We start from the raw sequence: 19,729 nt of genomic DNA on the forward strand, positions 1-19,729 counted from the left end.
GTCTCCTTAAGCCACGTAGCACAGGACTTCGCCGCCCACGCCATTGGCGCGAGCCTTGCGGTCGGTCATGACGCCACGCGAGGTCGACACGATGGCAACGCCCAGGCCGTTCATGACCTCGGGTATGTTGCTGCGGCCCTTGTAGATACGCAGGCCGGGGCGCGAGACGCGTTCGATGCGCTCGATGACCGGGCGGCCGGCGTAGTACTTCAGGGCGATCTCGAGCTCAGGCTTGGCCTGGTTGCCCTTGACCTCGAAACCATCGATGTAGCCTTCGTCCTTCAAGACGGCAGCGATAGCGGCCTTCAGCTTGGACGACGGCATGGTCACCGTGACTTTGTCAACTTGCTGCGCATTGCGAATGCGGGTCAGCATATCGGCGATCGGATCGCTCATGCTCATATTCGTTCTCCTACCAGCTGGCCTTGGTGATGCCGGGGATTTCACCCTTCATCGCCATTTCGCGAAGTTTGTGGCGCGTCAGGCCGAACTTGCTGAACACGCTACGCGCACGACCGGTCACCACGCAGCGGTTGCGCTGGCGGGTCGGGTTGGCGTTGCGCGGCAGCTGTTGCAGCTTGAGCCGAGCTTGGTAACGTTCTTCGTCGGTCTTCGACTGATCGTCGATGATCGCCTTCAGTGCGGCGCGCTTGGCGGCGAATTTGTCAGCCAGCTTGGCACGCTTGATATCGCGATTGATGAGTGAGAGTTTGGCCACGTCATCGTCCCTTAATTACGAAACGGGAAGCTGAACGCCGTCAACAGCGCCTTGGCTTCTTCGTCGGTCTTGGCAGTGGTCGTGATGCTGATGTTCAGCCCACGCAACGCGTCGATCTTGTCGTACTCGATCTCGGGGAAAATGATCTGCTCTTTCACCCCGATGTTGTAGTTGCCGCGGCCGTCGAAAGCACGGCCGGACACGCCACGGAAGTCACGCACCCGCGGGAAGGCCACGGTCACCAGGCGATCCAGGAAGTCGTACATCCGTTCGCCGCGCAGGGTCACCATGCAGCCGATCGGATAGTCTTCGCGGATCTTGAAGCCGGCGATAGCCTTGCGGGTCTTGGTGATCACGGGCTTCTGGCCGGCGATCTTGGTCAGGTCCGAAACGGCGTGCTCGATCACTTTCTTGTCGGCAACGGCTTCGGACACGCCCATGTTCAGCGTGATCTTGGTGATGCGCGGCACTTGCATCGCGCTCTTGTAGCCGAACTTTTCCTTCAGCTCACCAGCGATCTTGTCGCGGTACAGGTCTTGCATACGAGTCATGTCTTACGCTCCTTACGCCTTGGCGCCGACTTCGGCACCATTGGAACGGAAGATGCGGACCCGGCGGCCGTCGACTTCCTTGACGCCCACGCGGTCGCCCTTGCCCGTAGCCGGGTTGAACAGCGCGACGTTGGAAATATGGATAGGCATCGACTTTTCGACGATGCCGCCCGGGTTGTTGGCCATGGGGTTCGGCTTGGTGTGCTTCTTGACGACGTTCACGCCTTCGACCAGCACGTAATCGGCATTCACGACCTGCACCACGGTGCCGCGACGCTTCCTGTCGCGGCCGGTCAGGACGATGACTTCGTCACCTTTGCGGATATTGTTCATCGCTGGCTCCTTACAGCACTTCGGCCGCGAGCGACACGATCTTCATGAACTGCTCGGTACGCAGCTCACGGGTCACGGGTCCGAAAATGCGGGTGCCGATCGGTTCTTTCTTGGCGTTCAGCAGAACGGCTGCATTGCCGTTGACGCCGGGAAAGCGGATCAGCGAACCGTCCTTGCGGCGCACGCCGCTGGCGGTACGCACCACGACGGCGTTGTAGATTTCGCCCTTCTTGACGCGGCCGCGCGGGGCGGCGTCGATGACGCTGACTTTGATGATGTCGCCGATACCGGCATAACGGCGCTTGGAGCCGCCGAGCACCTTGATGCAACGCACGCGGCGCGCACCAGTGTTGTCGGCCACGTCCAGCGTGGTCTGCATTTGGATCATGATTTTTCCTGTTCCCAACTTAACGGAAAGTGCTGCTGCCGCTCCCGTGGCGCCGGCCGGTATCCATACTGGCCGCCGTCAGATCGCGGGCAAAACCGCCTTTTCCGTCAGTTTTGGTCCCGTAAGGGTTTAGTCCCATAAGGGTTGATAACCCCGGTCCGCCGTGCCGAGCCTGCCGGCCTGCCCAAATCTGGACCTGCCCGTATTGCCCGACCCTGACTCACCAGGGTTGGTATCCTGCGGATTTCCCGACCGACTCCGCCTGCGCCTCGAGCCTCAACTCCGCCTCTTTACTCCCGGCACGCATTCGGGCCATGAGCAAAAGAACCGGCGAAAGAACCAGACAAACGGATTCTGCGGGAAAGCTAACAATTCTAGCCTGATTAACACCCGGTGCGCAAGCGTTATCACTTACCCGGTCCATAGTAGTCTTTTTCCCACAGATCGTGGTTGGCCTTGCCCTGGCGGATTTCGCTGGTCATGGGCGCCAGCGCCAGGATCAGCAGGTTGATCCAGCGCATGGGCAGCCGGCAGGGCCGCTCGAAATCGACGAAGAGCACCACGCGCACCCCGTCGGTATCATTGTGGACCTCGTGGGGGTACAGGTCGTCGAAAACGACCGCCTCGCCTTCCTTCCAGACGTAGCGTTGCCCGTCGACCTCGATCCAGCAGCGCTCGCGCGGCGCCGGAACCACCAGGCCCAGGTGCAGCCGCAGCACCCCGTTATAGGGGCCGCGGTGCAGGGGGATGCGCTTGCCGGGCTCCAGGATGGAGAAAAATGCCGTGCGTATGCCGGGAATGCGCTTCAGCGCCTGCGTGGTCGCGGGACACCGCGCCATGTTGCGCGCCGACGTCAGCCCATAGGCCATGAAGACGAAGGTCTTCCACTGGTCATCCGTGGTGATGGTCGCCACATCGGGCGACAATTCGTGGAAGGCCGGCAGCCGCTCGCGATCGGCCAGGACGTCCATCAGTTCCGCGCGGATGGCCGGGGCCCGCGCCTCCAGATCCGCGATCCAGGGAAACTTCGCATTATCGAAAATGGGATGGTCGCCGACCAGGGATGCCTTGGCGATGCCGCTGTGCAGCCAGTCGATCAGCGCGAAGAAGAAACGCGATAACAGCGTGGGGGAAGATGCGGGCGCTAACGGCTTCAAGGCTTTTCTGATGAGTACGGCACGAAGGGTTCCCTTATATCAGCAGGCCGGGTCGATAAACAAGCCGCGCGTGTTCGAGGAGGATAATAGACGCCGTTCCGGCGGCCGCGACCCGGGCGTCCCCCCACTTCCAAAGAGGAACCACAGCATGTACGAACACTTGGCGTTGTATATCGATGGCGAATTCCTGTCCGGCGATGGACGCCAGAGCCAGGACGTGACCAATCCGGCCACGCTGGAAGTGCTGGGCAAGCTGCCTCACGCCACCGAGGCGGATCTGGACCGGGCGCTGCAGGCCGCGCAGCGGGCCTTCGAATCCTGGCGCCGCACCTCCCCCATGGAGCGCTCGCGCATCCTGCGCAAGGTCGCCGAACTGTCGCGTGAACGCGCCCAGGAGATCGGCCGCAACATGACCCTGGACCAGGGCAAGCCGCTGGCCGAAGCGGTCCTGGAAGTCACCAGTTGCTCGGAACACTGCGAATGGCACGCCGAGGAATGCCGCCGTATCTACGGCCGCGTCATCCCGCCCCGCAATCCCGATGTCCGCCAGTTCGTGGTGCGCGAACCCATCGGCGTCTGCGCCGCCTTCACGCCGTGGAATTTCCCCTACAACCAGGCGATCCGCAAGGTTGCCGCGGCCCTGGGCGCCGGCTGCACGGTCATCCTGAAAGGCCCGGAAGATTCGCCCAGCGCGGTCATGGCCATCGCCCGCATGTTCCACGACGCCGGGCTGCCGCCCGGCTGCCTGAACATTGTCTGGGGCGAACCGCCCAGGATCTCCGAGTACCTGATCCGCTCCCCCATCGTTCGCAAGATTTCGTTCACCGGTTCCGTGCCGGTCGGCAAGCACCTGGCGGCCATGGCCGGCGCGCACATGAAGCGCAGCACCATGGAATTGGGCGGCCACTCGCCGGTGCTGGTGTTCGACGATGCCGACATCGATCGCGCGGCGGAAATGCTGGCCCGCTTCAAGATCCGCAATGCCGGCCAGGTGTGCGTGTCGCCCACGCGCTTCTACGTGCAGAAAGGCGCCTACGACAAATTCCTGGCCCGCTTCACCGACGTGCTGAAGAACATCAAGGTGGGCAACGGCCTTGAGGCCGGCACGGAAATGGGCCCGTTGGCGCATGAGCGCCGCGTACCCACCATGACCCGCTTCGTGGAAGACGCCGTCGCCAAGGGCGCCAAGGTCGTGCTCGGCGGCGCCCCGATCGAACGCGATGGGCACTTCTTCGCGCCCACGGTCATCACCGACCTGCCGGAAGACGCCATGCTGATGACGGAAGAACCTTTCGGCCCGCTGGCGCCGGTGGTGCCTTTCACCGATACGGACGAAGTCATCAAGCGCGCGAACAGCCTGCCGTTCGGGCTGTCGTCCTATGTCTTCACCAATTCGCTGAAGACCGCGACCAAGGTGTCCAATGCCTTGGAAGCCGGCATGGTGAACATCAACCACTTCGGCAGCGCGCTGGCCGAGACGCCGTTCGGCGGCATCAAGGATAGCGGCATCGGCAGCGAAGGCGGCACGGAGACCTTCGACGGCTACCTCGTGACCAAGTTCATCACGCATATCTAGGCGTAGCCGCCTGGCCGGGCCCGTCCCGGCCGGAACGCAAAAAAGCCAAGGGAGACCCTTGGCTTTTTTTTCATCCGGAGCTTGCGCTCAGATGATGCGAGCGGCTTCCACCAGGCGCACCACGCTCCAGGACTTGGAGCGGGAGATCGGGCGGCCTTCCGCGATTTCCACGGTGTCGCCTTCATTGATCTGGTTGGTTTCGTCGTGCGCCTTGTACTTATTGGAGCGCATGACGATCTTGCCGTAAATCGGGTGCTTCACGCGGCGTTCGACCAGCACGACAACGGTCTTGTCCATCTTGTTGGAGACGACCTTGCCGACCAGCGTACGCTTGCGCTTGGCTTGTTGGGTGTTTTGGGTTTCGCTCATGATCATTTCCCTGCCTTCTCGGTCAGCAAAGTTCGCACGCGCGCGATGTCCTTGCGCACTTTGCCCAGCTGGCTGGTGTTGGCCAGTTGCTGCGTGGCCTTCTGCATACGCAGACCGAATTGGGCTCGGAGCAGGCTTTCGAGCTCTTTCTGCAGCTCGTCGGCGCCTTTCGAGCGGAGTTCTTTGGCGTTCATTTAGGACTCCTTAAGCACCGATGTGACGCGCGACGAACGTCGTCGAAATCGGCAGCTTCGCGGCGGCCAGGCGGAAAGCTTCGCGTGCGAGCTCTTCGCTGACCCCTTCCATTTCATAGAGCACCTTGCCGGGCTGGATTTCGGCGACCCAGTACTCCGGGTTGCCCTTACCGTTACCCATCCGGACTTCCGCCGGCTTCTGCGAAATCGGCTTGTCCGGGAAGATGCGGATCCAGATGCGGCCGCCACGCTTGATGTGACGGTTGATGGCACGACGAGCGGCCTCGATCTGGCGAGCGGTCAGGCGGCCGCGGCCGGTGGCCTTCAGGCCGTATTCGCCGAACGACACGTTGGTGCCGCGCGTGGCCAGCCCGGTGTTACGGCCCTTCTGCTCTTTACGATACTTTCTGCGTGAGGGTTGCAGCATGATTGTTCTCTCCTTCAGGCGCCCGGCGCGGAGTCCGCCTTGCGGGGACCGCGGCCACGACCGCCAGGACGTCCGGGACGACCGTTGTCAGGACGGTCGCCGCGCGGCGCGCGACGGGGACGACGCTCTTCTTCGGCCGGCGTCGCGGTCTCGGGGGGCAGCTCGCCATTGGCCAGCATGTCGCCCTTGTAGACCCAGACCTTGATGCCGATCACGCCATAGGTCGTGTGGGCTTCCGAAGTGCCGTAGTCGATGTTCGCCTTCAGCGTGTGCAGCGGCACACGGCCTTCGCGGTACCACTCGGTACGCGCGATTTCGATACCGTTCAGACGGCCCGAGCTCATGATCTTGATGCCCTGGGCACCCAGACGCATGGCGTTCTGCATGGCGCGCTTCATGGCACGGCGGAACATGATCCGCTTTTCCAGCTGCTGCGAGATCGAATCGGCGATCAGCTGGGCGTCGGTTTCCGGCTTGCGGATTTCCTCGATGTTGACGTGCACGGGCACGCCCATCAGACGCTGCAGATCGGCCTTCAGGCTTTCGATATCCTCGCCGCGCTTGCCGATGACGACACCGGGACGCGCCGAGTACACCGTGATGCGGGCGTTCTTGGCCGGACGTTCGATGACCACGCGACCGACCGAAGCGCTCTTCAGCTTCTTCTTCAGGTACTCGCGGACGCGAATGTCTTGGGCGAGCATGCCGCCGAAAGCCTTGTCGTCGGCGTACCAACGGGAGGACCAATTACGGGTTACCGCGAGGCGGAACCCAGTGGGGTGTATTTTCTGACCCATCGTGACTCCTTAGGCGCCGACCTTGACCGTGATGTGGCAGGTCTGCTTCTCGATACGATTGCCGCGGCCTTTGGCGCGAGCCGAGAAGCGCTTCAGCGACTGAGCCTTGTCCACGTAGATCGTGGTCACTTTCAGCTCGTCGATGTCGGCACCGTCGTTGTGCTCTGCATTGGCGATGGCGGACTCGACAGCCTTCTTCAGGATGCCGGCAGCCTTCTTGGGGGAGAAGGTAAGGATGTTCAACGCTTGCGCGACCGACTTGCCACGGATCAAGTCCGCGACCAGACGGGTCTTCTGCGCCGAAATGTGAACACCACGGATAATGGCAGTCGTTTCCATCGCTTACCTCTTGGCCTTTTTGTCCGCGGCGTGACCCTTGAACGTACGGGTCAGCGCGAACTCGCCCAGTTTGTGACCGACCATGTTCTCGTTGATGTAGACGGGAACGTGTTGCTTGCCGTTGTGCACAGCGATCGTCAGGCCGATGAACTCGGGCAGGATCGTGGAACGGCGCGACCAGGTCTTGATCGGCTTCTTGTCTTTGACCGCGGTAGCCGTATCCACCTTCTTGATCAGGTGAGCATCGACAAACGGGCCTTTCTTGATCGAACGTGACATAGTGTTCGCCTCTTACTTGCGCTTGCGCCGTTGGACGATCATGTTGTTCGTCCGCTTGTTGCTACGGGTCTTGTAACCCTTAGCCGGAGTACCCCACGGGCTGACCGGTTCGCGGGCCTCGCCGGTACGGCCTTCGCCGCCACCGTGCGGGTGATCCACCGGGTTCATGGCGACGCCACGAACCGTCGGACGCACACCGCGCCAACGCATCGCACCGGCCTTGCCGATCTGGCGCAGGCTGTGTTCTTCATTACCGACTTCGCCGATCGTGGCGCGGCACTCGATGTGCACGCGACGCACTTCGCCGGAACGCAGGCGGACCTGGGCGTACGTACCTTCACGCGCCAGCAGCACGGCGGAAGCACCCGCCGAGCGAACCATCTGCGCACCCTTGCCGGGCAGCATCTCGACGCAATGTATCGTCGTACCGACCGGGATATTGCGGATCGGCAGCGTATTGCCGGCGCGGATCGGGGCTTCGATACCCGACAGCAGGGTCGCACCGACCTCCACACCACGCGGAGCGATGATGTAGCGACGTTCGCCGTCGGCATAGCACAGCAGTGCCAGGTGCGCCGTACGGTTGGGGTCGTACTCCAGGCGCTCGACCTTGGCGGGGATGCCGTCCTTGTCGCGACGGAAGTCGACGATACGGTAATGCTGCTTGTGACCACCGCCACGATGACGGACGGTGATGTGGCCGTTGTTGTTACGGCCCGAGCCGCGCTTCTTCTTTTCCAGCAAAGAAGCGACCGGCGCGCCCTTGTGCAGGTTCGGGCTGACGACCTTCACCATGCCGCGACGGCCGGCGGAGGTCGGTTTCATTTTCACGAGGGCCATTTACTTCACCTCCGCAAAGTCGATTTCCTGGCCTTCCTTGAGCGACACATAGGCCTTGCGCTCATTGCGGCGGCGACCCATGAATCGGCCAAAGCGCTTGACTTTGCCCTTGCGATTGAGGACCTGCACGGACTCGACCTGCACCTTGAAGAGCAGTTCGACGGCAGCCTTGATTTCCGGCTTGGTGGCGGTGTCGACCACGCGGAAAGCGACTTGCTGATTTTTCTCGGCGACGAAGGTGGCCTTTTCGGTCACGATCGGAGCCAGGAGCACCTGCATCAAGCGTTCGGTGTTCATCCCAGCATCTCCTCGAGTTGAGCGATCGCGGGCTTGGTGATCAGCACCTTACGGTAGTGGATCAGCGACAGCGGATCGGCATAACGCGGTTCAACCACGGCAACGTGCGGCAGGTTGCGGGTGGCGAGGTAAACATTTTCATCGACGGTGTCGGTGATGATCAGCACGGAATCCAGGCCCAGTTCCTTCAGCTTGGCCGCGGCCAGCTTGGTCTTGGGGGTATCCAGCGTGAACGTATCGACGACGGCGATGCGGTCTTCGCGAGCCAGCTGCGACAGGATCGAGCGGATCCCGGCACGGTACATCTTCTTGTTGACCTTCTGGCTGAAGTTCTCGTCGGGCGAGTTCGGGAAAATCCGGCCGCCCCCACGCCACAGCGGCGACGAGGTCATACCGGCGCGCGCGCGGCCGGTACCCTTCTGGCGCCAGGGCTTCTTGGTGGAGTGCTTGACTTCCGAACGGTCCTTCTGGGCACGGTTGCCGCTGCGGGCATTGGCCTGGAAAGCGACGACGATCTGGTGGATCAGCGCTTCGTTGTAGTCACGACCGAAAACGGTGTCGGGCGCGCTGAACGTCGCGGCCTGACCTTGGTCATTCAGGAGCTTGAGTTCCATGGTGCTTACGCTCCCTTCTTGGCCGGGGCCTTGATGGCCGGACGCACGACGATGTCCGCGCCCTTGTGGCCCGGGACGGCGCCCTTGACCAGCAGCAGGCCGCGCTCGGCGTCGACGCGCACCACGTCCAGGTTCTGGACGGTACGGGTCGCATCGCCCAGGTGACCGGACATGCGCTTGCCGGGGAAAATACGGCCGGGATCCTGCGCCTGGCCGATGGAGCCGGGCACGCGGTGCGAGCGCGAGTTACCGTGCGACGCGCGCTGCGAACCGAAGTGGTGGCGCTTGATCGTACCGGCGAAACCCTTACCGATGGTGGTGCCCGTCACGTCGACCTGCTGGCCGGCTTCGAACACGCTTTCCACGGCGATCACGGCGCCAGCCGCGAATTCGGCGGCACGGGCGGGATCGAGGCGGAATTCCTTCAGGATGCTGCCGGCTTCAACGCCGGCTTTGGCGTAGTGGCCCGTCTGGGCCTTCGTCACGCGCGAGGCACGGCGCGTGCCGTAAGTCACCTGGACGGCGGCGTAGCCGTCGGCTTCCAGAGACTTCACCTGGGTCACACGGTTGTTCGACACGTCCAGCACGGTCACCGGAATGGATTCGCCATCCTCGGTGAAAATGCGGGTCATGCCGACCTTGCGACCCACCAGCCCGAGCCGGAACGCGGCGGGCGTGGGTGTCGAATTCGACATCGTTTTCTCCATTCCCGACTGCGATTGGTCGGGGCTAATCAGGCAAGGTAACGGCTTGCCCTACAGTTTTCGGCGTCGCCCCCGATTCCGGGATTGATTCCGAGAAATCGTGAACGACGCACGTATGCAACTCTGCCAAAAATGGCAAGTTTGCGAGTTTAGCAGGTTTCCAGGCCGATCCGCAAGTGATCGACCTCATGGACTGCAGCGAAACAACGCCGCCGCAAAACAAACCAGGCCGCCGGGTGTTCACCGGCGGCCTGGTTCATGTCACTGCATCGTCACGGAAAAGCCCGGGACGACTACTCCAGCGCGATCTCGACGTCCACGCCGGCAGCCAGGTCCAGGCGCATCAGCGCGTCGACGGTCTTGTCGGTGGGATCGACGATGTCCATCAGGCGCTGATGGGTACGGATCTCGAACTGGTCGCGCGACGTCTTGTTGACGTGCGGCGAACGCAGCACGTCATAACGACGGATGCGCGTGGGCAGCGGCACGGGACCGCGCACGACGGCGCCGGTGCGCTTGGCGGTGTCGACGATTTCAGCAGCCGACTGATCGATCAGCTTGTAATCGAACGCTTTCAGGCGGATGCGGATTTTCTGGTTTTTCATGGCGTTTCCTAAAGAACGAGAGGGGGCGGCGATATCGGTGCCGCCCCGAGCGGCGTCGTGAATTACTTGAGGATCTTGGCAACCACGCCGGCGCCCACGGTACGGCCGCCTTCGCGGATGGCGAAGCGCAGGCCTTCTTCCATGGCGATCGGCGCCAGCAGCTTGACCACCATCGACACGTTGTCGCCCGGCAGGACCATTTCCTTGTCCTTGGGCAGCTCGATCGTGCCGGTCACGTCCGTCGTGCGGAAGTAGAACTGCGGACGATAGCCGTTGAAGAACGGCGTGTGACGGCCACCTTCTTCCTTGGACAGAATGTACACCTCGGCGTCGAAGTCCGTGTGCGGCGTGATCGAACCCGGCTTGGCCAGCACCTGGCCACGCTCGACGTCTTCACGCTTGGTGCCGCGCAGCAGAATACCCACGTTGTCACCGGCCTGGCCCTGGTCCAGCAGCTTGCGGAACATTTCCACGCCCGTGCAGGTCGTCTTCACCGTCGGCTTGATACCGACGATCTCGATTTCCTCGCCAACCTTCACCACGCCGCGTTCGATACGGCCAGTCACCACCGTGCCGCGACCCGAGATCGAGAACACGTCTTCCACCGGCATCAGGAACGCACCGTCGACCGCGCGCTCCGGCGTCGGGATGTACGTGTCCAGCGCTTCGGCCAGCTTCAGAATCGCCTGCTCGCCCAGCTCGCCCTTGTCGCCTTCCAGCGCCAGCTTGGCCGAACCCTTCACGATCGGCGTATCGTCGCCCGGAAAGTCGTACTTGCTCAGCAGCTCGCGGACTTCCATTTCCACCAGTTCCAGCAGCTCGGCGTCATCCACCATGTCCGCCTTGTTCAGGAACACGATGATGTACGGCACGCCCACCTGGCGGCTCAGCAGAATGTGTTCACGCGTCTGCGGCATCGGGCCGTCAGCGGCCGACACCACCAGGATCGCGCCGTCCATCTGCGCCGCGCCCGTGATCATGTTCTTCACATAGTCAGCGTGGCCCGGGCAGTCAACGTGCGCGTAGTGACGCGACTCCGTTTCGTATTCCACGTGCGCCGTGTTGATCGTGATACCGCGCGCCTTCTCTTCCGGCGCCGCGTCGATCTGGTCGTACGCCTTCGCTTCGCCGCCGAACTTGTTCGACAGCACCGTCGTGATCGCCGCCGTCAACGTCGTTTTGCCGTGGTCCACGTGACCGATCGTACCCACGTTCACGTGCGGCTTGGTACGTTCAAACTTGCCTTTTGCCATGATCTCTTATCCTTTGAACTTTCAAGGAAACTCGTTAATTGCGGCGTCCCGGCGCGGCCGGGACGTATCGCGGATGATTTACTTGGTACGGGCTGCGATGACTTCGTCGGCCACGTTCTTCGGCGCTTCAGCGTACTGCTTGAATTCCATCGTGTACGTGGCACGGCCCTGGGTCTGCGACCGCAGGCTGGTCGAATAACCGAACATCTCGGCCAGCGGAACTTCGGCCTTGATGATCTTGCCGCCGCCGGGGATGTCGTCCATCCCTTGCACCATGCCGCGGCGGGACGACAGGTCGCCCATCACCGTGCCGGCATAGTCTTCCGGGGTTTCGACTTCGACGTGCATCATCGGTTCCAGCAGCACCGGCGAAGCCTTGCGCATACCTTCCTTGAAGGCCATCGACGCGGCCATGCGGAAGGCGTTTTCGTTCGAGTCCACGTCGTGGTACGAACCGAAGAACAGCGTCGCCTTGACGTCCACGACGGGGTAGCCCGCCAGGATGCCGGACGGCAGCGAATCGACGATACCCTTTTCGACCGCGGGGATGTATTCGCGAGGAACCACACCGCCCTTGATGGCGTCGACGAATTCGAAGCCGGCGCCGCCAGGAGGCAGCGGTTCCAGCTTGATGACCACGTGGCCGTACTGGCCGCGGCCGCCAGACTGCTTGACGAACTTGCCTTCGGCTTCGTCGCAGCTCTTGCGGATGGTTTCGCGGTACGCCACCTGCGGCTTGCCGACGTTGGCTTCCACGCCGAATTCGCGCTTCATGCGGTCGACCAGGATTTCCAGGTGGAGTTCGCCCATGCCGGAAATGATGGTCTGGCCCGATTCTTCATCGGTGCGCACGCGGAACGACGGATCTTCCTGCGCCAGGCGCGACAGGGCCAGGCCCATCTTTTCCTGGTCGCTCTTGGACTTGGGTTCCACGGCCTGCGAGATCACGGGCTCGGGGAATTCCATGCGTTCCAGCAGGATGTGCGAATCGATGTCGCACAGCGTTTCGCCGGTCGTGACGTCCTTCAGGCCCACCACGGCGGCGATGTCGCCGGCCAGAACTTCCTTGATTTCCTCGCGGTTGTTCGCGTGCATCTGCAGGATGCGGCCGATACGTTCCTTCTTGCCCTTGATCGGGTTGTAGACCGTATCGCCGGACTTCAGCACGCCGGAATACACGCGCACGAAGGTCAGCTGACCGACGAAGGGATCGCTCATCAGCTTGAACGCCAGCGCGGAGAACTTCTCGCCGTCGTCGGCCTTGCGGTTGATCGCATTGCCTTCGTCGTCCTGGCCGTCGACCGGGGGAATGTCCACGGGCGAAGGCAGGTAGTCGATGACGGCGTCCAGCATGCGCTGCACGCCCTTGTTCTTGAAAGCGGTGCCGCACAGCATCGGCTGGATTTCGCCGGCGATGGTGCGCGAACGGATGCCCTGGTTGATTTCCTCTTCCGAGAGCTCACCCGATTCCAGGTACTTGTTCATCAGCTCTTCGGTCGATTCAGCGGCGGATTCGACCAGCTTTTCGCGCCATTCCTCGGCCGCCGATTGCAGCTCGGCCGGAATGTCGACGTAGTCGAACTTGGTGCCCTGGCTGGCTTCGTCCCAGACGATGGCCTTCATCTTGACCAGGTCCACCACGCCGGTGAAACCGTCTTCGGCGCCGATGGGGATCACGATGGGCACGGGGTTCGCGCGCAGACGCGTCTTCAGCTGGTCATAGACCTTGAAGAAGTTCGCGCCGGTGCGGTCCATCTTGTTGACGAAGGCCAGACGCGGCACGCCGTACTTGTTGGCCTGGCGCCACACGGTTTCGGACTGAGGCTGCACACCACCCACCGCGCAGTACACCATGCAGGCGCCATCGAGCACGCGCATGGAACGTTCGACTTCGATCGTGAAGTCCACGTGTCCCGGGGTGTCGATGATGTTGATGCGGTGCTCGGGATAGTTGCCGGCCATGCCACGCCAAAAAGCGGTCGTCGCGGCCGACGTGATCGTGATGCCGCGCTCCTGCTCCTGTTCCATCCAGTCCATCGTGGCAGCGCCGTCGTGGACTTCGCCAATCTTGTGATTGACACCGGTGTAGAACAGGATGCGTTCCGTCGTGGTGGTCTTCCCTGCATCGATGTGCGCAGAGATGCCGATATTGCGATAGCGCTCGATGGGGGTTTTGCGAGCCATGTTTGATAAATCCTTTGATTACCAGCGGAAATGGCTGAAAGCCTTGTTGGCTTCGGCCATCTTGTGCGTGTCTTCGCGCTTCTTCATCGCGGCGCCGCGGCCTTCCGACGCATCGAGCAGTTCGCCAGCCAGGCGCAGGTCCATCGACTTTTCGCCGCGCTTCTTGGCGGCTTCGCGCAGCCAGCGCATGGCCAGGGCCAGGCGGCGCACGGGGCGCACTTCAACCGGCACCTGATAGTTGGCGCCGCCGACGCGGCGGCTCTTCACTTCGACGATGGGCTTGATGTTGTTGATGGCGGTGCTGAACACTTCCAGCGGATCCTTGCCGCTCTTGGTTTGCACCTGCTCGAGGGCACCGTAGACGATGCGCTCGGCGACGGCCTTCTTGCCGTCCAGCATCACAACGTTCATGAACTTGGCGAGCTCGACGCTGCCGAACTTGGGATCGGGCAGGATCTCGCGCTTGGGGACTTCGCGACGACGGGGCATTTCTTGCTTCCTTGTGTCAGTTCAGTTGAACCACGGCGTTGGCCATGGCCACGGCCATCCAGACGGGATGACCACTTACGTGCCGCGCTAAAAACCGGGCGCGGCTGCACGGGGGCGGACGGCTCGGGCCGCCCGCGCAGGCATATCGGACCCGAGGCCCGCGGGCCTGAGACCGAGGCCTGGTGACTCAGGCCTTCTTCGGGCGCTTGGCGCCGTACTTCGAACGGGCCTGCTTGCGATCCTTCACGCCTTGCAGGTCCAGCGAGCCGCGCACGATGTGGTAGCGCACGCCCGGCAGGTCCTTCACACGGCCGCCGCGCACCAGCACGACAGAGTGTTCCTGCAGGTTGTGGCCTTCGCCGCCAATGTACGAAATGACTTCGTAGCCATTGGTCAGGCGCACCTTGGCGACCTTACGCAGTGCGGAGTTCGGCTTCTTGGGGGTGGTGGTGTACACGCGCGTGCACACGCCGCGTCGCTGAGGGCAATTCTCGAGCGCGGGGCTCTTGCTCTTGACGATGCTGACTTCGCGCGGCTTGCGCACGAGTTGGCTGATGGTAGGCATGACCTGGAAATTCCCTTTTACGTACCACTGGTAAGTACTTTCGTACTCGCCCCCTCCGCCCCGGCAGCCCGGCGGGCAGCGGTTCACAGGGGAGGCAGTTCGCGCAAAACCGCCTCAAACAGTTACGTTAAAAGAGCGGGTCTTGCAGACAAATAAAGCGCACAAAACCTGCTTTGCCCGCCAGCCAGGCTGGATTGGGCGGGGCCCTGGTTTAGCTTTGAGCTTAGCCTGGGCAGGGTTTTGTACGCGGATAAATCAGTAAGCCCATGAATTTAGCGCAGTTCCGGGGCCCTGTCAAAAGCTTTCCCGGGAAAACCCCTAAGCGACGCTACTGGAACACATGGCGGATGGTGGCCGGCTGGCCGGGCTTCAGATCGAGCGACAGCCGATAGGGCGGCAGGTCGGCGTTGCGCACTTCCACCGTATGCCGCCCCGCCGGCAGGTTCAAGGTTTTGACGGGGGGACTGATCCCCCGCGAAACCCCGTCGACGAAGATTTCGCCCCACGGCTGGATATCCACCTTGACGGCCACCGTCGCGGGACGCGCCGGGCGCGCGGCCGGCGCGCCGGTTTCCGGTGTGGCCGGGTTGGTCGTGGGGTTGGCCGCCGGATTGGCTGCCGGAAACGCGGCCTCGTTGACGGGCGAAGCCGCCGAACCCGCCGCCTGCCCGTTCGCGGCGCCTCCGGGGGCGTCGGCCGCTACGGACGGCGATGGCCCGCCAGCCGGACGAGCCGCGTCGCCGGCACCCGCGGCGCCCGGGCCCGGCGGCGTCCCGGCCGCGCCGGGCGTGCCTTTCGAAGCGTCGGCCGTACCCTGCGCGAACGGCGATGGCGCGGGGCTGCCCGAGGAAGACCGAGACGACAGCACGACCGGACTCGCCACGCGGCTTTCGGCCCGCTGGGCCGGCCTTTCATCGCGGTTCAGCCAGGCCCACACCCCCGCGGCGACCAGGGCGCCGGCCAGTATGGCCGCCACGCCGCCCAGGCCGCGGCGGCGGCCGCTGCCCGGCCGCGCCGCGTCCGCGCCGCCGCCCCGGGGCATCGCGCCGGCGCCGCGCGCGTCCAGCGCGGCGTCTTCCTGGGTTTCAGGCACGCAGGAGATCCCCAGCATGCCGCAGAGTTCCTCGACCGATTGCGGACGCTGGGCAGGCGCCAGCGACAATCCATGGTCGATCACCGCCAGGAAGGCGGCGTCATAGCCGCGTGGCGCGCGCGCCGTAAGCGGTACGTATTGATCGTTGGAGCGTCGCGCCAGCGCATGGGGCGGCTGCGTCCCGCTGACCAGCGAACACATGACGGCGCACAGGGCATAGACGTCGGTCCATGGCCCGCAGGCCTGCACTGGGTCGGGATCGAACTGCTCGACAGCCGCGAAACACGACGCCGGCTCCATCGACCCGGGATGGTCCGGGTAGAGCGCGGGCACCATGAGATGGGCATAGCCGAATTCGTCCAGGCCGACGGTATGGACCGAGATGGCGCCATGCACCTTGCCCTGCCGGTGCGCCGCCATGAGTTCCGGCGCGATTTCGGAGACCACGCGGCCGATCCGCTTCTGCGGCACGCCGCCCGCCGACGCGGCGGCGATCGCCGCCAGGGGCCTATAACCGAAAGGCTCCGGCGCGGGATGTTCCCCGCCGGGCATGAAGGCCGGCGATACAGACATCGTTTTGACTCCGAAACCCATCCCGCATCCCCCGCGACCGGCCGAGCGCCGCGCCCGCAATTCCTTGACGCCTCATCCGCGTATTCGTCCCCCGCGCTAATCCCTACGCGGGGGATGAAGCCGGAGCGCCGAAATCATTTGGACGAGGTAAGAAATGGATTGAATCATGAAGCACGCCCGCTGACACCATGTCGTGCGCGCTTTGCAACGTCGCATCGGGCGTTCCTACGGGGATCGTTAACATTCAATAGCATCTTTTACCTTTTCGGTAGTTATCCTGAGGGTGACGAGAGGAAGATTGCGCGGACCCCGCACCGCGCCGGCCACTCGTGTACTCGAACGTAATATCCTTCGTCCACCCGCTTGTCCTCGGACGGGTGGGCAAGACACAATATGTCGCGGTTTAAACATGCCGCACACGGCGCCCAGGACCATCCAGGGCCCGTCAGTCATCGCATACCAGGCTCCGACATGCATATCCTCGTTCGTTTGATGTTGACCGGCACGGTGGCGGCCCTCGCCGCATGCGCCGCCCCTCCCGCGCCGCCGCCGCCGCCCCCCGCCCCCAGCCAGGCGGCCGTCGATGCCCTGGCCCAGGTGCGCGACCGCTACCAGGCGGGCGCCTACGGGGACGTCATCCGCACCGTCGCGACGTCGGACGCACTGGCGACGGCGCCCGCCGACATGCGCGTGGAATCCCTCAAGCTGCAGGCGTTCAGCTACTGCGTGACAGGCTATCGCGCGCTATGCGAGGATGACTTCAAGCGCATCCTGGAACTGGACCCGGCCTTCACATTGGGACCGGCGGAGATCGGCCATCCCCTCTGGGGCCCGGTCTTCCAGCGCGCGAAGGCCGCGAACGGCGGCTGAACCCTGAAGGAACCCGCAGTGGATTTACCCTTGTACGCCGACCCGGCATTCATCCAGTTGCTGCGCGGCAGCCACGAACGCCTGCTGGGCCGGCCGTTGCTTCCCCGGCCCATGGAAGCGCGGCAGGCCGCCCATTGGCTGTATGAAGAAGCGCCCTTCGAGGTACTGGCCCATGACACCGGCGCCGATCCCCGCTTCATCTATGGCAACAAGGCGGCGCAGCGACGCTTCGAGTACGACTGGGACGAGCTTACCCGGCTGCCCTCGCGGCTATCGGCCGAAGCGCCGAATCGCGAGGAACGGGAACGTTTCCTGGAACGCGTGCGGCGCACGGGCTTCGAAAGCGGGTACTGCGGTATCCGCATCACCAAGACCGGCAAACGCTTCCTGATCGAGCAGGCCACGCTGTGGGAATTGCGCGACGACGACGGCGGCGTCCACGGACAGGCGGTGGTGATTCCTCGCACCTCCGATCTTTGAGACAGGCCGGAACTGATTCGTGGACAGCGCCGCGCTGATGCGCTGGCGGAATATTCCCACGCACCAGGGGAAGGCTCTGCGCTGCCGGATGCGCGCCGCGCCGACAGACCGGCGCGATAGGCCCACATAGACTCGGCCTGTTCCCAGCAACCTTCCGCCGATTCTGGCGACGCGTATCGCCGGCTGGATGCGGGCGGCATGGCGCCGCGGCGCATCCCGACGATGACAGACGTCCCAACCAGAAGTCGTGGCGCCGGTACCCCAGCGTCACGCCAGCCCGCCCCCATCGGCAAGGTGGGCGATAAGCGCTTCACCGCCCAACCCGAATCCGGACACCGTACCGCGGCGCTCGCCGGCGCCCAGGCCAAGAGCGTCCTGGGAGGCGTACGCCGCCTGCTGCGCACGGCGATGCACGGTTCCCTGCCTCGCGCCGGCAATCCGCTGCGGCATGCGCGGCTGAACCTGGACGCCGCCTACGAATGCCTGCTGAAAACGTTGCTGGGCGGCGCGGAACCGCACGGGCCGCGCATGGCCTTCGCCCTGGCGGAAACCCTGGCGACGGAAGCGGCCTATGTCGCGGCGGGCGGCCGGCTGGCGATGCCCAATTGCGCTTATCCCAAGGCCACTGCCGCGTCCCGCACTCTGTCCAACTCCGGGGTCGAGTACGGGTCCGGCTCGGGGTGGGGTCCGGGGTACGAGTCCGAAACGGGGTCCGCGTCCGTCGCCGCGCCCGGACGGCACGCCGACCCACCGAACATGCCGTATGCGCCGCCGCTGGCGCCCTACGCCTTCACCGAACTGCTGCTGCTGCGCGAATACCTGCCGCGCGTCGCCATGTCGGGCCCCGACCGGATCGCGCCAGGTCCGTGCGGCCGCCTGACCATAGAACGGAGCTGCGGCGCCGTCGATCGGGAAATCTCGCTGCGCGAGCAACCTTTCACTGCCGTATTGCAGGTGCTGGCCCAGGAGGGCATATCCCCGGAAGACCTGGAAGGCCCCCTGCGTACCCTGGCGATGGCGGTCAGCATGCGGGAACGACGCGGCGAAAGCCCCATCCGTTTCCTGAGCGACCTGGCGGACAGCCGCAACAACGCCGAACTGGAAAACGCCGCGGCGGCGCTTGCATCGGCACCGCTGCGCGTGTCCTTCGACACCGCTTCCATTCCCGGCACGCAGGGGCGGCTGACGCTGTCCGCCTACGACGGCGGGGTGAAGACCTGCGCCCGCGTCCTGAAGAACGCACTGGACCAATGCATGCGTTCACGCCTGATCATCCGCGCCCGGTTGATCCTGAGGCAAGGCGCCGAGAAAAACCGCGCCACCTCGGACACATTGCGCAGCGTGTTCGACATGCTGTCGCAAGGCGTGGCCTCGATGAACGGCGACGCACCGTGGACGCGCAGCCAGCGCGACGCCCAGGTCACCACGCTGCTGGCGAAGGCCCTGGTCGGCGCGGACGGCCTGGATGTCCAGCGCTACGTCGCAGGCATGTCCGATGCCACGCTGCGCGTGTTCGAACGACACCTGCCCTTCCTGCCGGCGCCGCGCCGCAAGGCCGTCCTGCAGATCATCGAACATGAACGCCGCCGCCGCGGCGACGGCGACGCCGGCGCGCGAAGCGGCGAACGATCCAGCGGGCGCCTGTTTTCACGCACCATGGGGCGCGTCGGGATGCAGGCCACGCCCATACTCGCGCGGCTGTTCGCCCGCGTGCAACTGGACCTGCGGCGCCAGGCTGCCACGGACAACCCCGCCGCGGATCGCGAGCCGGCGCCGTCGTCCGATGCGTTGACCCGGATGTCCTTCGACGTCACGGCCCGCAACAACGGCGATTACGAAGTCTCCGTAACCGCCAATCTCACGCCGCATCGCGGCGACGATCCCGTGTCGGTGATCTACAAGAGCCGCATCGCGCCGGATTTCAAACCCCTGCATGGATCGTTCCGCCAGACGCGCTGACGGCCCATGAAAAAAGCCCCGCAGGGCCGGACGAGACGTCCTTTCCTGCGGGGCTTCAGGACCACCGCGATACGA

25 protein-coding genes and 1 pseudogene are annotated in these 19,729 nt (G+C 64.0%); 4 read left to right on the plus strand and 22 right to left on the minus strand.

Going from position 1 to position 19,729, the window contains the following annotated elements; genetic code table 11:
• Nucleotides 1-6 precede the first annotated feature (6 nt).
• From rpsH to CAL26_RS26505, 6 genes are all read right to left on the minus strand, one after another.
• Nucleotides 7-402, minus strand: a complete 396-nt coding sequence (gene rpsH, locus CAL26_RS26480; protein ID WP_086067519.1) for a 30S ribosomal protein S8 — start codon at nt 400-402, stop codon at nt 7-9.
• A 10-nt stretch (nt 403-412) separates the two neighbouring features.
• A complete protein-coding gene (rpsN, locus tag CAL26_RS26485) occupies nt 413-718 on the minus strand; it encodes a 30S ribosomal protein S14 (RefSeq protein WP_086067520.1) in 306 nt (101 codons plus the stop codon).
• Nucleotides 719-729: 11 nt separating this feature from the next.
• The gene (rplE, locus tag CAL26_RS26490; protein WP_086067521.1) at nt 730-1,269 is read right to left on the minus strand and encodes a 50S ribosomal protein L5; all 540 of its coding nucleotides are present in this window, start codon (nt 1,267-1,269) and stop codon (nt 730-732) included.
• A 12-nt stretch (nt 1,270-1,281) separates the two neighbouring features.
• A complete protein-coding gene (gene rplX / locus CAL26_RS26495) occupies nt 1,282-1,602 on the minus strand; it encodes a 50S ribosomal protein L24 (protein ID WP_094849578.1) in 321 nt (106 codons plus the stop codon).
• 10 nt (nt 1,603-1,612) lie between these two features.
• Nucleotides 1,613-1,990: a 50S ribosomal protein L14 gene (rplN, locus tag CAL26_RS26500; RefSeq protein WP_066357374.1), complete on the minus strand. Its 378-nt coding sequence runs from the start codon at nt 1,988-1,990 to the stop codon at nt 1,613-1,615.
• Nucleotides 1,991-2,397: 407 nt separating this feature from the next.
• Nucleotides 2,398-3,147 (minus strand): aspartyl/asparaginyl beta-hydroxylase domain-containing protein, encoded by a 750-nt coding sequence (locus CAL26_RS26505; protein ID WP_094849579.1) that lies wholly within the window; start codon nt 3,145-3,147, stop codon nt 2,398-2,400.
• Between the two features lie 148 nt (nt 3,148-3,295).
• Between CAL26_RS26505 and CAL26_RS26510 the strand changes: the two genes are divergently transcribed.
• Nucleotides 3,296-4,723: an NAD-dependent succinate-semialdehyde dehydrogenase gene (locus CAL26_RS26510; RefSeq protein ID WP_094849580.1), complete on the plus strand. Its 1,428-nt coding sequence runs from the start codon at nt 3,296-3,298 to the stop codon at nt 4,721-4,723.
• An 87-nt stretch (nt 4,724-4,810) separates the two neighbouring features.
• On the opposite strand, the gene rpsQ is transcribed toward CAL26_RS26510, so the two are convergent.
• The 16 genes and pseudogenes from rpsQ to CAL26_RS26590 form a co-directional block, all read right to left on the minus strand.
• Nucleotides 4,811-5,092, minus strand: coding sequence for a 30S ribosomal protein S17 (rpsQ, locus tag CAL26_RS26515; RefSeq protein ID WP_066357377.1), 282 nt, complete (start codon nt 5,090-5,092; stop codon nt 4,811-4,813).
• 2 nt (nt 5,093-5,094) lie between these two features.
• Complete coding sequence (rpmC, locus tag CAL26_RS26520) at nt 5,095-5,286, minus strand: 50S ribosomal protein L29 (protein ID WP_086067528.1); 192 nt, start codon at nt 5,284-5,286, stop codon at nt 5,095-5,097.
• A 10-nt stretch (nt 5,287-5,296) separates the two neighbouring features.
• On the minus strand, nt 5,297-5,713 hold the full coding sequence (gene rplP / locus CAL26_RS26525; protein ID WP_066357379.1) for a 50S ribosomal protein L16: 417 nt from the start codon (nt 5,711-5,713) through the stop codon (nt 5,297-5,299).
• Nucleotides 5,682-6,510 (minus strand): annotated as a pseudogene (gene rpsC / locus CAL26_RS26530) (30S ribosomal protein S3). Before rpsC ends, rplP begins: the two are co-directional and overlap by 32 nt.
• Before the next feature lie 9 nt (nt 6,511-6,519).
• Nucleotides 6,520-6,849, minus strand: coding sequence for a 50S ribosomal protein L22 (rplV, locus tag CAL26_RS26535; RefSeq protein ID WP_086067529.1), 330 nt, complete (start codon nt 6,847-6,849; stop codon nt 6,520-6,522).
• A 3-nt stretch (nt 6,850-6,852) separates the two neighbouring features.
• Nucleotides 6,853-7,128 carry a 30S ribosomal protein S19 gene (gene rpsS, locus CAL26_RS26540; RefSeq protein ID WP_086067530.1) on the minus strand — a complete coding sequence of 92 codons (276 nt, stop codon included), beginning with the start codon at nt 7,126-7,128 and terminating at the stop codon, nt 6,853-6,855.
• A 12-nt stretch (nt 7,129-7,140) separates the two neighbouring features.
• Nucleotides 7,141-7,968: a 50S ribosomal protein L2 gene (gene rplB, locus CAL26_RS26545; RefSeq protein ID WP_094849581.1), complete on the minus strand. Its 828-nt coding sequence runs from the start codon at nt 7,966-7,968 to the stop codon at nt 7,141-7,143.
• On the minus strand, nt 7,969-8,265 hold the full coding sequence (rplW, locus tag CAL26_RS26550) for a 50S ribosomal protein L23 (protein WP_066641800.1): 297 nt from the start codon (nt 8,263-8,265) through the stop codon (nt 7,969-7,971).
• The gene (gene rplD, locus CAL26_RS26555) at nt 8,262-8,879 is read right to left on the minus strand and encodes a 50S ribosomal protein L4 (protein ID WP_094849582.1); all 618 of its coding nucleotides are present in this window, start codon (nt 8,877-8,879) and stop codon (nt 8,262-8,264) included. Before rplD ends, rplW begins: the two co-directional genes overlap by 4 nt.
• A gap of 5 nt (nt 8,880-8,884) precedes the next feature.
• Entirely contained in the window at nt 8,885-9,574 is a 690-nt protein-coding gene (rplC, locus tag CAL26_RS26560; RefSeq protein WP_179283491.1) for a 50S ribosomal protein L3, read from the minus strand.
• A gap of 302 nt (nt 9,575-9,876) precedes the next feature.
• On the minus strand, nt 9,877-10,188 hold the full coding sequence (gene rpsJ / locus CAL26_RS26565) for a 30S ribosomal protein S10 (protein ID WP_066357409.1): 312 nt from the start codon (nt 10,186-10,188) through the stop codon (nt 9,877-9,879).
• Between the two features lie 62 nt (nt 10,189-10,250).
• On the minus strand, nt 10,251-11,441 hold the full coding sequence (gene tuf / locus CAL26_RS26570; protein WP_094849583.1) for an elongation factor Tu: 1,191 nt from the start codon (nt 11,439-11,441) through the stop codon (nt 10,251-10,253).
• Nucleotides 11,442-11,519: 78 nt separating this feature from the next.
• Nucleotides 11,520-13,625 carry an elongation factor G gene (gene fusA / locus CAL26_RS26575; protein ID WP_094849584.1) on the minus strand — a complete coding sequence of 702 codons (2,106 nt, stop codon included), beginning with the start codon at nt 13,623-13,625 and terminating at the stop codon, nt 11,520-11,522.
• A gap of 18 nt (nt 13,626-13,643) precedes the next feature.
• Nucleotides 13,644-14,114 carry a 30S ribosomal protein S7 gene (rpsG, locus tag CAL26_RS26580; protein WP_094849585.1) on the minus strand — a complete coding sequence of 157 codons (471 nt, stop codon included), beginning with the start codon at nt 14,112-14,114 and terminating at the stop codon, nt 13,644-13,646.
• Nucleotides 14,115-14,301: 187 nt separating this feature from the next.
• Nucleotides 14,302-14,679, minus strand: a complete 378-nt coding sequence (gene rpsL / locus CAL26_RS26585) for a 30S ribosomal protein S12 (protein ID WP_066641807.1) — start codon at nt 14,677-14,679, stop codon at nt 14,302-14,304.
• A 328-nt stretch (nt 14,680-15,007) separates the two neighbouring features.
• Nucleotides 15,008-16,345 carry a hypothetical protein gene (locus CAL26_RS26590; protein ID WP_094849586.1) on the minus strand — a complete coding sequence of 446 codons (1,338 nt, stop codon included), beginning with the start codon at nt 16,343-16,345 and terminating at the stop codon, nt 15,008-15,010.
• Between the two features lie 471 nt (nt 16,346-16,816).
• Between CAL26_RS26590 and CAL26_RS26595 the strand changes: the two genes are divergently transcribed.
• The 3 genes from CAL26_RS26595 to CAL26_RS26605 all read left to right on the plus strand — a co-directional run bounded on the left by CAL26_RS26595 (nt 16,817) and on the right by CAL26_RS26605 (nt 19,654).
• The gene (locus tag CAL26_RS26595) at nt 16,817-17,215 is read left to right on the plus strand and encodes a TssQ family T6SS-associated lipoprotein (protein WP_094849587.1); all 399 of its coding nucleotides are present in this window, start codon (nt 16,817-16,819) and stop codon (nt 17,213-17,215) included.
• An 18-nt stretch (nt 17,216-17,233) separates the two neighbouring features.
• Nucleotides 17,234-17,695, plus strand: coding sequence for an MEKHLA domain-containing protein (locus CAL26_RS26600; protein WP_094849588.1), 462 nt, complete (start codon nt 17,234-17,236; stop codon nt 17,693-17,695).
• Nucleotides 17,696-17,917: 222 nt separating this feature from the next.
• A complete protein-coding gene (locus CAL26_RS26605) occupies nt 17,918-19,654 on the plus strand; it encodes a hypothetical protein (RefSeq protein ID WP_143277507.1) in 1,737 nt (578 codons plus the stop codon).
• Nucleotides 19,655-19,729 lie beyond the last annotated feature (75 nt).

The sequence above is a fragment of the Bordetella genomosp. 9 genome (assembly GCF_002261425.1).
In the GTDB taxonomy this organism is placed as follows: Bacteria; Pseudomonadota; Gammaproteobacteria; order Burkholderiales; family Burkholderiaceae_B; genus Bordetella_C.